This is a genomic window from Candidatus Accumulibacter propinquus, assembly GCF_056856495.1.
The window spans coordinates 434,530-447,222 of the sequence record NZ_JBSEHC010000003.1 but is presented as its reverse complement, the minus strand read 5'-3'; the positions used below and the strand labels follow the sequence as shown (position 1 = coordinate 447,222).

Sequence of the window (12,693 nt, the reverse complement as noted above, 5' to 3'; positions counted from 1 at the left end):
TTGAAATAATGGACTACACGGGTTTAATGGAAGATTCGATCAGTGTTGCGTCGAAGACCTCAATCACCTCGCGCACAAAACCATCCTGCTCGACCGAAGCGATGGCGCGATCCATGCGCTCGCGGCGGTCACGTTGCGCCGCCGCCGCGGGTGTATCGCCAGAGACTTCTTCAAGCTCGATGGTCAATTGCAACGGCCTCGCGAAGTACTCGCCAAGCGACTGCTGCAATTTGTCTTGCGCGGGCTTCATCAGCAGATGGCGATGTGCCGGCGAAAGACGAAGGACGATACGTGCCCCCAAAAATTCGCGCAACTCGCAATGCTGCGCCAACTCCCGCGCCATGCCGCCGATTTTGAGGGCCGCGAGAATGTCCGGCCAGTCGCCGGCCGGCCGACCTGGCTCGGCAGCCGCCACAAAAACCGCCTGCACAGCGGGCTGATCCAACGGCCCCCGCTCATCGTGGTCCAATCCGCTGTCGGACGCAGTGACCCGTGGCTCCGGTGCCGTCGGCGTGCCAACGCCGGAACTGCCAAGTGCCGGGTGCGTGCCGGCAGCGCCATCGAGCAGAGGGCGGAAAGCGTGCAGGCGCAACAACGTCATGATGAACCCGGCCTGCTCGTCAGGCGCCAAAGGCAATTCCTGACGCCCATGCACAGCGATCTGGTAGGCCAGATGAACGAATTCCGGATCCAGTCTGGAGGCGATTTCGAGAAGGCGCAAACGCTCCGGCATGTCGTCGGCGATCGCCAGCGGCGCCAGTTGGGCGATCTGAATACGGGTGAACAGACCGGCCATTTCCTGCAGCGCCGCGTCGAATGACAGGCTACGTGCGGCCATGTCATCGGCCACCCGCAATAGTGCCGTCGCATCGCCGGCAAGCAGAGCGTCAATGATCGAGAACAGGTGATCCAGATCGACTGCGCCAAGCATTTCGCGCACCTGTGCTTCCTCGACCTTGCCCGACCCATGCGCGATCGCCTGATCGAGCAGTGACAGCGCATCGCGCATGCTGCCTGCGGCCGAGCGGGCCAGCAACTGCAGGGCGCCAGGCTCGGCGCTGATCCCTTCGACTTCCAGTATGTGCCTCAGATGATCGGCAATCAACGGCTGGGTCATCTGCTTGAGATTGAACTGCAAGCAGCGTGACAGAACAGTGACCGGGATCTTCTGCGGGTCGGTGGTCGCCAGAATGAACTTCACGTGCTCGGGCGGCTCTTCGAGAGTCTTCAACATGGCGTTGAAGGCCGAGTTCGAGAGCATGTGAACTTCATCGATCACATAGACCTTGAAACGGCCGCGCGTTGGCGCATAGACCGCATTCTCAAGGAGCTGTCGCATTTCATCGACCTTGGTGTTGGTCGCCGCGTCTACCTCGAGCAGATCCACAAAGCGCCCGCTATCGATCTCCTGACATGCGGCGCAGGTGCCGCAGGGGGAAGCGGTGATTCCTGTTTCGCAATTCAAGGCTTTGGCCAGGATACGCGCCAGGGTGGTTTTCCCGACTCCACGCGTGCCGGTAAACAAATAGGCGTGATGCAGACGCCTTGCGGTCAGTGCGTGCGTCAGCGCCCGCACCACATGTTCCTGCCCGACCAGGCTGGCGAACGATCGCGGGCGCCACTTGCGCGCCAGGACTTGGTAACTCATGGCGGGATTCTAGCAGATGGCGTTACCAGCTCCGCAGGTGTTTTCCGTGCCGACCGGCAGGGAGACCCTGCATCAATCTCGACCAACGGCTTGCGAAACGAAGAGAGAAAGGTGGCGAGCCTTACCCCCGGCACTCACATCAGACGGCTGTGGCTGCTTCCTTCCGGACCTGACCAGGTTCACCATCCTGCGATGCGGGGAGACCCGCCACCACGAATGCTAGCACATCATCCGCCGCCGCACCCGAAATTGAGCATACGGTCCCTGCTTGTCAGGCGAAATGGCTTAGAATTCCGGCCTCCCGGATAGACTTGCCGGTCGAACCCGCTACCAAAACATGAGACGCGCACTTGTGGCGCGCAAGATAAAGCGATCTACCCCGACGCCCTTCCTTACCCACCGCGCGCCGACCAGGACCTGGTTCGGAACGTATTCATCGAACGACAGAATATGGAAGAAAAAACCCGAATTTGCATCGTCCGGCACGGTGAAACCACCTGGAACGCCGAGAAGCGTATCCAGGGACAGATCGATATCGGTCTCAATGCGCTGGGACAGACCCAGGCAACTGCCGCAGCGAAGTGGCTGTCAGGGCAGCCGGTGGCAGCCTTGTACAGCAGCGATCTGCTGCGTGCTCGGCAGACCGCCGAGCGCATCGCCGTCAGCCTGAGCCTGCTCCCGACCTTGCGACCGGAGTTCCGGGAACGGCGCTATGGCCTGTTTGAGGGCCTGACCTACGACGAATCCCGCGCCCGATACCCGGCCGAGTATCAGGCGTTCGAAAGGAGAGACCCGGATTTCGTGATTCCTCAGGGGGGTGAGAGCTTGCGGCAATTGTACGACCGCGTTCGCACCGGCCTGCAGCGCGTGGCCACCGAACACCAGGGAGCAACCGTACTCGTAGTCACCCACGGCGGTGTCCTTGATATTGTGAACCGCCTGGTCCGCGGCACTTCCCTGAGCCGTCCACGCGACTTCCTGATTCCGAACGCAGGGATAAGCTGGGTCAGCCTGTGCGGCGAACGCTGGGCTCTGGACACCTGGGGCGGAACCGAACATCTGGCCATGGTCGGCCTGGACGAACTACCCTAGTGCTGCTGCGGCAAATCTGCACTCGTCCTCGTGTGCGTATCGGAAGGAGGTTTCCCTGTATTCGCTGGCGTTAGTGCGGCGGTCGCCTACTGGGCGATGTGCCAGACGCCATTGAATCCATCACCGGTCTTGTCGCCTGGCTTCTGATCCTTGGACCAGAAATAGAGCGGCTTGCCCTTGTAAGCCCATTGCTTGCTGCCGTCGTCGCGGTTGAGAATGCACCAGTTGCCAGCGGCCTGATCGCTTCCACCGGCCGTCAACGGCGGCCAGTTGGTGGCGCACGGACCGTTGCAGACACTCTTGCCAGCGGCATCCTTGTCGAAGACGTAGAGGGTCATGCCGTTGTTGCCAACCAGCAGGCCCCCCTCGACGCGCGCTGGTGGATTTGTTTCAGCGGCAGCAACTGCTGCCTACCAGGGTTGCACAAAAGGCGAAGGTACGGATGGAAACGTGCAAGGCGCTCATGGGATCTCCTCCGCTGGTGTGAATTTGAGTAAACAGCACGCAACGCCAACTTATTCCGTTGCAACGTCGGTCATTGTCTGACGATTGGCGGCAGCAACGGAAACCTCTCTCCATCTGCGAGCAACCAGAAAACCGCGCTGAGCGATCATGGCCACCCGCGATGCCCGATTGAGCAATCAGGCATCAACGGGCTCAACCCAGTTCTTACGGCTACCGGCCTGCGCAACTGGGACGACGCGCACGCATGTACGCCGCCTCAACCCGCGATGTATTTTTCCATTTGCTGGATGATGAACTGCTGCTCACAGATCGTTTCCTTGACCACATCGCCAATGGAGACAATCCCCAGAACCTTCTGCTCGTCGTCAAGAACCGGCAGGTGCCGGAAGTGCTTTTCCGTCATGATGGCCATGCATTCATCGACCGTCCGGTCCGGCGTAACGTAAAGCACCTTGTCGGTCATGATCTCGCTTACCCGGGTGTCCTTTGAAGCCTTGCCATGCAGGATCACCTTGCGGGCATAATCACGCTCGGAGAAGATACCAACGAGATGCTCCCGATCGAGCACTAGAACCGCACCAACGTTATGGTCGGCCATGCACTGCAGCGCGTAAAAGACCGCATCGTCGGGAGCAACGGCCACCAGGGGTACATTCTTGGCGGCGAGGATTTGCCTGAGGGTCTTCATGAAGCGTCCTTTCTGGTCAGGAAGTCATACCATACTAGAGCGTCAGGCGGTCCTTGCCAAGGGGGCAGGATGTCTACTACTCGCCGCCCCCTGGCCTTCCACCCGTGTGAACGGGGACCACCGGCGCCTAGCGCAGACCGGCAGCGTACTCGGAAACAGCGCTGATCTGCTGATCGGAGAGCTTGCCGGCAATCACACGCATCACCTTCTCTGCGTCGTTGGCCCGCTCCTGACTCCGGAAGTTCTTCAACTGAGTGGACGTGTACTCGGCGTACTGTCCGGCCAGCCTCGGATACTGTGCTGGCAACCCGGCGCCGGCAGGGCCGTGACACCCGGCACACGCCGGAATGCCCTTCTCGAAATCCCCCTTGCGCCAAAGCGTCTTGCCATCCGCAAGCAACTTCTCGTCCTTGGCCACTGAAGGCTGCATCTTCTGCTGCGAGAAATACACCGACAGGCTCCGCATGTCCTCATCCGACAATGCTGCAACCATGCCGCCCATGATGGCGTTGTTGCGGACCGCCGGCTTGCCGTCGACTGCCTTGAAGTTGCTCAACTGCTTGTAGATATACTGGGGAATCTGTCCGGCAAGAATGGGATTGGCCGCCGCCGGGCTGTTACCATCGGCACCGTGGCAGGCAACGCAAACTCCGCCAGCGATTTCCTTGGCTTTCGCCAAATCAGGCTTGTCTCTTGCCTGTTCCGTTGCGACGGTGGGGAAACTGACGGCCAGGAGAACCGCAAGTGCCGTTGTACGAATCATGTCCAAACTCCCATTGACAACAATGACTAATCTCAGGCCGCAGAAGCGATGCAACAAAGCTGATATTCTATAACAGTTTGCCGTCTGGGCGCGTGCCTCTCCTCTCCATCCACTCTCGGGTTCCTCCATGCCCCTTTTCCAGCAGGCCATCTTTCACACCACCGTTGCCGATTTGCGTGATCTCCCCACCGATTCGCAGTGTGAGGTAGCTTTTGCCGGACGCTCCAATTCCGGCAAGTCTTCGGCGATCAACACCCTGGCCAATCACTCGCGCCTGGCTTTCGTCTCCAAGACGCCGGGACGAACTCAGCACCTGAACTACTTTCGCCTCGACCCGGGAAAGTATTTCGTCGACCTGCCAGGATATGGATTTGCCAAAGCCCCGGAGGCCATCCGATCGCAATGGGAGGGCCTGCTCGCACCCTATCTCCGTCACCGTGAAGCGCTGTGCGGCCTGGTGCTGATCATGGACAGTCGCCACCCGCTCACTGAACTGGACCTGCAGATGTTGGGCTGGTTCGCACCGACCGGCAAACCGATTCATGTTCTGCTTTCGAAGGCCGACAAGTTGACTCGCCAGGAGCAGGCCCTCGCATTTCGCGAAGTACAGACGGCACTGACCGCCATTGGCAGCAACTGCACCCTGCAACTCTTCTCCAGCTTGAAGAAGTCGGGGGTGATGGAGGCCGAGGCGGTTCTTGGCGCCTGGCTGGGTCTCGCCATCACACCGCAGGCACCACCGCCAACAGGTCTGGCCACCGAGAAGACGGCCCGCGCGAAAAAGCGCAGTGCCATCGGTTGGGGCGCCCGCAGTGTCGATCGTGCCGGCGGGCGTCACTAAAAAAAGCCCCCGGCGAACCGGGGGCAGGACATGCCTTACAGGAATAAGGCACCCGCTCAGGGAGGTGAAGCGGGAGATGGCATAGCCATCTAGGCGCTAAGAACAATTTCTCTGGCGGATAGTTCCCCCGCCACAAGACCATTCCATCAATTGTATCTATCGGACCACAACGACTTCCATGGACTACCACGCGAGTTTCCCTTGTACGCGCATGCGGCGGATGCGCCGCGATGACTTTTCGCGTCGCCTGATGCGCGAATCGCAACTCACTGCCGATGCACTGATCTACCCCGTGTTCGTTCTCGATGGCAGCAAACGCGTCGAGCCGATAGCCTCGATGCCTGGAATTGCACGGCAAAGCCTCGATCAACTGCTGAAAACCGCCGAACAGGCCTGCACCCTCGGCATTCCCGCCTTGGCCTTGTTCCCGGTCATCGAAGCCGAGAGCAAGACACCGGGGGCTGAAGAAGCGTTCAACCCCGAGGGTTTGGTACCGCGTGTGATCACCGCGCTGAAGCGGGCATTTCCCGACCTGGGCGTAATTACCGACATCGCCCTCGACCCCTATACCAGCCATGGACAAGACGGCCTGATCGACCCGGCAGATCCGCGCGGCTACGTGTTGAACGATGAAACGCTCGAAGTCCTGGCACGACAGGCGCTGGTCCATGCACAGGCGGGAGCCGACATCGTCGCGCCTTCGGACATGATGGACGGCCGGATCGGCCGCATTCGCCGCGAACTTGACGCTGCCGGGCAGATTCACACCCGCATCCTGGCTTACTCGGCGAAGTACGCATCGAGCTTCTACGGCCCTTTCCGCGACGCGGTCGGATCCGCCGGCAACCTCGGCAAGGGAAACAAGCACAGCTATCAGATGGATCCGGCTAACAGTGACGAAGCCCTGCGTGAGGTAGCCCTGGACCTCGCCGAAGGCGCCGACATGGTGATGGTCAAGCCGGGGATGCCCTATCTCGACATCGTCCGACGCGTAAAGGAAGAGTTCAAGGTGCCCACCTACGCCTACCAGGTCAGCGGCGAATACGCCATGCTCAAGGCTGCGGCAGGGAATGGCTGGCTCAACGAACAGGCCTGCGTTCTGGAGAGCCTTCTGGCCTTCAAACGTGCGGGGGCGGACGGCGTTCTAAGCTACTTTGCACTGGCCGCGGCAAAGTGGCTCAAGGCATTTGCCTGACGCCGGAAGCCGAGGAGGCTCCGCGAAAGAATCGTTGCGAGGGACTCTCGACCCAATGGTAGAACAGCGCGCCGGCAGCAATGCTCGCCAGCCAGGCAAAGAGCATTCCCGTCAGATTGATCCACGCGTCGCTGCCCGCGAAACGCGAAAATGTTCCGCTGATCAGCAGGCAAATGGGGAAGTGAATCAGAAATACCGAGTAGGAAATCCGGCCAAGGTAGGCCAGCACGCGCGACTGCGGCCAGCTCTCAAGAAAACCCAGCATGCGGGCCAGACTGAGCGCCAGCGCCACCAGCAACGCCACGGCAATACGCGGCCGGTAGTCCAGCAGCAGTGCGGCGATCACCGCCGCGACCAGTGGCAGTAGCCAGACCAGCGGTCGTCGCCCGTTTGTTGCCCAGTAGCCGGCAACCCCCAGACCGTAGGACCCGAAGAAGTACACCCCCCAGTCATCCCAATCGGCATCGCGATTGAAGTGGTACAGCGACGACAGCGCCAGACTGGCCACCAGCGAGGCCCCAATGGCAGCAGTTGCTGCACCTCTTTGTGAAACACCACGGGCCAGCCAAAGGATCGCCACCAGCAGTGTAAACAGTTGAAAATCGATGGCCACGTACCAGACGCCCGCCGACAGCCCGTCGTAACCCAGAATCCCCTGCAACAGCAGCGCGTGCGCCAGGATCTGTGGCAAGGTCGGCGGACCGGGTATTGAGTCATGCACCATCAATTCGCGCGCAATGGCCGCGCAGACGATGCCGATCACCACCGCGGCAAGGAAGGGTGTGACCAGTTTCAGATACCTTTGCTGCAACAGCACGAACGGCTCGTTCGACAGCAACGCCCCGTTGGGAGCAATGCTTCGTGCGGCCAGGAAGCCTGCGATCACCAGAAAAGCCTGCACTGCCATGCGTGCATCCTGGCTCAGCCATGTCATCAGGACGGGCGCCAGCGGGTAGGCATGGTCGGACATCGGCCCATAAAAAGCCAGGTGATGCAGAACGATCAACTGGAAGGCCAGCGCCTTCAACGCGTCGACGAAGGCCAACCTCGACCGGCCATCAGGCCTGCGGGCTTCAACCATCGAGGAAGCGCTGTTGATACTCGGCGAAGGGCATCGGCCGTCCCCGCAGGTAGCCCTGCATTTCGTCGCAACCCTCGCGTTTGAGGAACTCACGCTGGGTCTCGACCTCAACGCCCTCGGCAATGACCGTCAGTTGCAGGCTGTGCGCCAAGGCAATTACCGCACGCACGATGGCGCAGTCTTCAGTGTCACCGGGCAGCCCGCGCACAAAACTCTGATCCACCTTGAGCTTGTTGAGCGGCAACCGCTTCAGGTAGGCCAGCGAAGAATAGCCGGTGCCGAAATCGTCGATCACCAAACCCAGCCCCATTGCCCGCAGATTGTCCAGAACCTGGACACTGCTTTCGGCCTGACTCATGATGGCGCTCTCGGTAATCTCCAACTCCAGGAACTGCGCCGGCAGACGCGACGCCTCCAGCGCCTTGCGCGCGGTTTCCTGAATTCGTCCGCGCGCGAATTCAACTCCGGATACGTTGACCGACAGCACACCCGGAGCGAACCCGGCAGCCACCCAATCCGCCCACTGGCAGCAGGCAGCATGCTGGACCCACTCGCCGATCGGCACGATCAGGCCTGATTCCTCGGCAAGTTTGATGAACTCGCCAGGCATCACCAGTCCCCGTTCGAAACGAAACCAACGGACCAGAGCCTCCGCGCCGACGACTCGACCCGTGGTCAGCGAAAACTGTGGCTGCAGATACACCTGCAACTCGTCGCGTTCGATGGCCCGCCGCAGGTCGGTTTCCATTTGCAGACGCGCCAGCGAGGACTGAGTCAGGTCCTTGGTGAAGAATTCGTAGGCATTCCGGCCGCGCTCCTTGGCTCGATACATGGCCACATCGGCGTGCTTCATCAGGGTTTCCGCGTCGTCCCCATCTTGCGGAAAAACGCTGATGCCAATACTGGCGCCGACGAAGAACTCCTGCTCGACCGTCACCGGAGAGTCCTGCAGGATATTCAGAATCTTCTCCGCGATGTGCGACACCGCATTTGGCCCGACGACCCCCTCTATGACAATCAGGAATTCGTCGCCACCCAGGCGACCGACGGTATCGGATTCACGCATCAGCCTGCTGAGCCGCCAGGCCACTTCGCAGAGAACCCGATCACCGACCTGATGCCCGAGGGTGTCGTTGATGTTCTTGAAGCGGTCCAGGTCGATGAACAGTACGGCGAGTCCGCACTCGTCGCGGTGCGCACGCTGCAGTGCCTTGTGCAGACGGTCGCCAAGCAGCAGCCGGTTGGGCAGACCGGTCAGCGGATCGTGATGTGCCTGATGATCCAGTTGATCGTGGGCCTTGCGCAACTCGGTGATGTCGGAGAACACCCCGACATAATGCGTGAGATGCCCATCCTGGTCCTTGACGGCGCTGATCGTCAAGGACTCCAGAAAGGGCTGACCGTCCTTTCGACGGTTCCAGAGTTCGCCACGCCAGCGCCCATAGCGGCCAAGCGTCTGCCACATCTCGCGGTAATAGCTTCTTTTCTGACGACCGGACTGCAACATTCGCGGGTTGCGCCCGATGACTTCATCCTCGCTGTAGCCGGTAATCTCCGTAAACGCGCGGTTGACCGCAATGATGCTGCCGTCTGGCGCGGTAATGGTGATGCCCTCGGCACTGCTGTCGAAGACGGTCGCCGCCTGTTGCAGGCGCACCTCCATTCGCCTGCGATCGGTGATGTCAAGCATCACCCCGACCAGGCCGCCACCGGGCTCTCCGTGCTTGCCATAAGTCGCTTTGTGAAACACCACGTCACGATAACTGCCGTCAGCGTGCCGGACCTTGGTCTCATACACCTGCGAACCACTCCGCTTGAAAAGCTCTTCGTCTGCTGCCTGGTAGCGATCGGCCAGGTCGCGGGGCGCCAGATCATGGACCGTAGCACCGATCACCGCGCTGCGTGGCTTGCCCAGGAGCGCAAGAAAGGCCTGATTGCAACCCAGGTAACGTCCCTCCCGATTCTTGTAGAAGACCGGGCCAGGAATGGCCTCCACGAGTTGACGCATGAAATGTAGCTGCTGCGACAACGCCAGTGTACGTTCGGCAACACGGCCCTCGAGTTCCAACTGCGTTTGCTGCAAGGCCTGCTCGGCAGCCCGGTGGGCGGTGACGTCCTCATAGGTCCAGATCCAGGTCCGCTCTTCCGGATCATCGCCAATGGTGCGGCCGATCACATGCACCCAGATCGAAGTACCGTCGCGCCGGCGATAAAGGAATTCCCCGTCAAAAGTCTCGGTCCCCGGGCCATCTCGATAGATTTCACGTTCGGCCTCCTCCCATTCCTCCAGACTGCCGAAGAGTACACGAGTCGACTGGCCCCGCAGCCCTCGTGGTGGATAGCCAAAAATTTCTTCGCAACGTCGATTGCAGCGCAGGATCGTCCGATCGCGCTGATAGGAAATCCCGATCATCGCGTTGTCGAAGATCAGTTGCTGCTCCCATAGGCTCTCGACGAGCGCCTCCTCAGCGGCTCGACGCGCGCTGACGTCTTCGAACAGCCAGACATGTCCTTCGTCACGGTTGTCCGGGTTGAGCAGGCTACCGGTAACCTGGCACCAGATCGGTGTCCCGTCCGCCTTGCGGTACTCCACCTCACCAATGAACCTTCCCGACTGGTCAATCCCGGCGTGCGCCCGTTCTCCCGCCGCAAGCCATTCGGCTTCGCTGGCGAAACAGACGCGCGTGGATTGCCCCAGCATTTGCCCGGGCAAGTATCCGAAGATGCGCTCGAAACCGGGGTTGCAGCGCTTGATGATGCGGTCACGAAGGAAAGCGATGCCGATCGGGGCGCGCTCGAAGATCAGTGTTTGCTCGCGCAGCAGCGCATCCATCGCAAGGCTGGCCTGACGCTTTTCGGTGACGTCCTCGAATAGCCAGACGTGCCCTTCCTCAGGCTTCGCCGGGTTGAGCAAGCTGCCGGTAACCTGACACCATAGGGGGTTGCCGTCGCCCCTGCGATACTCAACCTCGCCAACGAATTTCCCGACTTCGTCGATCACCATACGGGCGTACTCGCCCTTTGCCCACCAGGCTTCGTGACTGGCAAAGCATATGCGGGTCGACTGGCCGATAAGTTGGCCGGGCGCGTAACCAAAAATTCTTTCGAAGCTTGGATTGCAGCGTTGGATGACGCGATCACGCACGAACGCAATGCCAACCGGAGCACGTTCGAAGATCAGCGTCTGCTCGCGCAGCAGCGCGTCCATCGCCGTGGTCGCCGCACGTTTCTCGGACACATCTTCGTACAGCCAGACGTAGCCCTGGGTCGGGTCTGGCGGATTGATCATGCTGCCGGTGATGTAACAACAGAAAGGCGTACCGTCGCGCCGGTGGAACAGCGTGTCGCCGCGGTAGATGCCGGTTTCGACGATCGCCGCATATGCCCGGCGGCCGGTTTCCAGCCAGGCCTCCTCGCTCGGATAGTAAATGCGAGTCGATTGGCCCAGCAACTCATCAGGCGCGTAATCCAGGATCTCTGCAAAGCGGCGGTTGCAACGCTGGATGATGCGATCGCGCACGATCACGATACCGGTGTCGGCGTTCTCGAAGATGAGTTGCTGCTCGCGCAACAGGCGCGCGCTGGTATCACGCGCGCAGACCTCTGTAGAGACATCGCGAACGATCCATACCGTTCCCTGGCGCGGCGCAGCGGGGTCGATTGCGCGCGCGATCAGATGCGCGACGAACATCGTGCCGTCACGCCTCGCCAGCCGGGTTTCGAAGTCAACGGTCTGCCCAATGCTCAACTGCGATCGAACCCTGCGGCGCAGTTCTTCACGCGCCTCGCTATTGCGATAGAAGACCAGATCCGGTTGGCCCACCAGCGATCCTGCCGCCCAGCCAAAAAGCTCCTCTGCACGCGGATTGCAGCGGTAGACTCGGCGACTGCGCATGCATACCACGGCGATCCCCGAATGGTCGAGGATCGCCTTGTATTCGAGCAGTTGCTGTTCCAGTGAACCTGAATCCCTCATCGCGACGAGCTATTACTCCTTCCGGCGATGCCAATCTGACGCCGTTGTTGGGTCCTGAGTGTCGGACGCGGCGATGGTTGTCACCGGCAATGGCAGCGCGTCAAATCCACCCCGCCAGACCCTCACCGATGAAGCGTCGCGCGCCGCAGGATGGCGGGTTGCCCGGCATCGTCACCGGCACAACGACCTCAACCCCAAGCTCCTGCTCACCAGACGGAGGTTTACTGGTAAGCGGTCGCAAATGCGCGGTCGTGGCAGCCCTGGATGCTCCGAGAATTGGCTTGTGGAGTCCACAAGCGCTGCATCTGGCGCGGCAGGTCAAGAACCGACGCCACCCGCACATCGACCCAGGCAGGTTGACGCGTGGCGGTGCTCACCCACACCGTCTTCATCCCCAACTGCTTGGCGGTCCACAGATTGGACAACGCGTCTTCAACCATGATGCAGCGATGTGCCGAAATGCTTTCGCTACGCAGCAGGAAACGAAAGCCGCCAACTGCCGGCTTGGGTTGAAAGCGAATGCGTTCGATCGAATAGACCGCATCGAAGCAGGAACTGATGCCGGCCAGTCCGAGCACCTTTTGACTATAACACAGGGGCGCGTTCGAGAAGACCAGCTTGCGCCCCGGCAGGCGACGCAACATGGCTCTGAGCCCACGCTCAAGGACCAGCATGTGCTTGAGATCGGGGAACTGGTGAGTGTGCCACAGGAAGTGCCGGGCATCGGTACCGTGATGACGCATCATGCCCAGCAGGGTTGCACCGTAGCGCTGCCAGTAGACTTGCCGGATACGCGTCGCCTCGTCTTCCTCAATACCGAGATGGTCGCGGATGTACTCGACCATCGAGCGATTGATGTGCGGAAAGATGTGCGGACCAGCGTCGTGCAGCGTATTGTCGAGGTCAAAAAGCCAGACCGGTGACGCGGATTTCAGCACTACCAG

General features: G+C 60.7%; 10 protein-coding genes and 1 other RNA gene. 3 read left to right on the top strand and 8 right to left on the bottom strand.

The features are described from left to right. Window positions 1–13: 13 nt before the first annotated feature. Complete coding sequence (gene dnaX, locus AC15MQ_RS08190; protein ID WP_483079853.1) at window positions 14–1,648, bottom strand: DNA polymerase III subunit gamma/tau; 1,635 nt, start codon at window positions 1,646–1,648, stop codon at window positions 14–16. A gap of 110 nt (window positions 1,649–1,758) precedes the next feature. Further along, window positions 1,759–1,857: signal recognition particle sRNA small type (gene ffs, locus AC15MQ_RS08185), an RNA gene on the bottom strand. A 241-nt stretch (window positions 1,858–2,098) separates the two neighbouring features. Between ffs and AC15MQ_RS08180 the strand changes: the two genes are divergently transcribed. Further along, the gene (locus AC15MQ_RS08180) at window positions 2,099–2,740 is read left to right on the top strand and encodes a histidine phosphatase family protein (protein ID WP_287653217.1); all 642 of its coding nucleotides are present in this window, start codon (window positions 2,099–2,101) and stop codon (window positions 2,738–2,740) included. 86 nt (window positions 2,741–2,826) lie between these two features. Here AC15MQ_RS08180 and AC15MQ_RS08175 read toward each other — a convergent pair whose 3' ends face one another. From AC15MQ_RS08175 to AC15MQ_RS08165, 3 genes are all read right to left on the bottom strand, one after another. Beyond that, window positions 2,827–3,078, bottom strand: a complete 252-nt coding sequence (locus tag AC15MQ_RS08175; protein ID WP_483079852.1) for a COG4315 family predicted lipoprotein — start codon at window positions 3,076–3,078, stop codon at window positions 2,827–2,829. Between the two features lie 383 nt (window positions 3,079–3,461). Then, window positions 3,462–3,893, bottom strand: coding sequence for a CBS domain-containing protein (locus AC15MQ_RS08170; RefSeq protein ID WP_332337610.1), 432 nt, complete (start codon window positions 3,891–3,893; stop codon window positions 3,462–3,464). Between the two features lie 127 nt (window positions 3,894–4,020). Further along, on the bottom strand, window positions 4,021–4,656 hold the full coding sequence (locus AC15MQ_RS08165) for a c-type cytochrome (protein WP_287653274.1): 636 nt from the start codon (window positions 4,654–4,656) through the stop codon (window positions 4,021–4,023). A gap of 127 nt (window positions 4,657–4,783) precedes the next feature. Between AC15MQ_RS08165 and yihA the strand changes: the two genes are divergently transcribed. Together yihA and hemB are read left to right on the top strand one after the other, a co-directional pair. After that, the gene (gene yihA, locus AC15MQ_RS08160) at window positions 4,784–5,497 is read left to right on the top strand and encodes a ribosome biogenesis GTP-binding protein YihA/YsxC (protein ID WP_332337609.1); all 714 of its coding nucleotides are present in this window, start codon (window positions 4,784–4,786) and stop codon (window positions 5,495–5,497) included. A 178-nt stretch (window positions 5,498–5,675) separates the two neighbouring features. Next, window positions 5,676–6,692, top strand: a complete 1,017-nt coding sequence (hemB, locus tag AC15MQ_RS08155) for a porphobilinogen synthase (RefSeq protein ID WP_483079851.1) — start codon at window positions 5,676–5,678, stop codon at window positions 6,690–6,692. On the opposite strand, the gene AC15MQ_RS08150 is transcribed toward hemB, so the two are convergent. The 3 genes from AC15MQ_RS08150 to AC15MQ_RS08140 all read right to left on the bottom strand — a co-directional run bounded on the left by AC15MQ_RS08150 (window position 6,676) and on the right by AC15MQ_RS08140 (window position 12,687). Continuing rightward, the gene (locus AC15MQ_RS08150) at window positions 6,676–7,773 is read right to left on the bottom strand and encodes an acyltransferase family protein (RefSeq protein WP_483079850.1); all 1,098 of its coding nucleotides are present in this window, start codon (window positions 7,771–7,773) and stop codon (window positions 6,676–6,678) included. The genes hemB and AC15MQ_RS08150 overlap by 17 nt on opposite strands. Then, window positions 7,766–11,749, bottom strand: a complete 3,984-nt coding sequence (locus tag AC15MQ_RS08145) for a PAS domain S-box protein (RefSeq protein WP_483079849.1) — start codon at window positions 11,747–11,749, stop codon at window positions 7,766–7,768. Before AC15MQ_RS08145 ends, AC15MQ_RS08150 begins: the two co-directional genes overlap by 8 nt. Before the next feature lie 221 nt (window positions 11,750–11,970). Next, window positions 11,971–12,687, bottom strand: a complete 717-nt coding sequence (locus AC15MQ_RS08140; RefSeq protein WP_287653210.1) for a pyrimidine 5'-nucleotidase — start codon at window positions 12,685–12,687, stop codon at window positions 11,971–11,973. Window positions 12,688–12,693: the final 6 nt, after the last annotated feature.

Coding starts and splice junctions, on each gene's coding strand:
- dnaX (WP_483079853.1), bottom strand. CDS start 1,648: ATGAGTTACCAAGTCCTGGCGCGCAAGTGGCGCCCGCGATCGTTCGCC.
- AC15MQ_RS08180 (WP_287653217.1), top strand. CDS start 2,099: ATGGAAGAAAAAACCCGAATTTGCATCGTCCGGCACGGTGAAACCACC.
- AC15MQ_RS08175 (WP_483079852.1), bottom strand. CDS start 3,078: ATGACCCTCTACGTCTTCGACAAGGATGCCGCTGGCAAGAGTGTCTGC.
- AC15MQ_RS08170 (WP_332337610.1), bottom strand. CDS start 3,893: ATGAAGACCCTCAGGCAAATCCTCGCCGCCAAGAATGTACCCCTGGTG.
- AC15MQ_RS08165 (WP_287653274.1), bottom strand. CDS start 4,656: ATGATTCGTACAACGGCACTTGCGGTTCTCCTGGCCGTCAGTTTCCCC.
- yihA (WP_332337609.1), top strand. CDS start 4,784: ATGCCCCTTTTCCAGCAGGCCATCTTTCACACCACCGTTGCCGATTTG.
- hemB (WP_483079851.1), top strand. CDS start 5,676: ATGGACTACCACGCGAGTTTCCCTTGTACGCGCATGCGGCGGATGCGC.
- AC15MQ_RS08150 (WP_483079850.1), bottom strand. CDS start 7,773: ATGGTTGAAGCCCGCAGGCCTGATGGCCGGTCGAGGTTGGCCTTCGTC.
- AC15MQ_RS08145 (WP_483079849.1), bottom strand. CDS start 11,749: ATGAGGGATTCAGGTTCACTGGAACAGCAACTGCTCGAATACAAGGCG.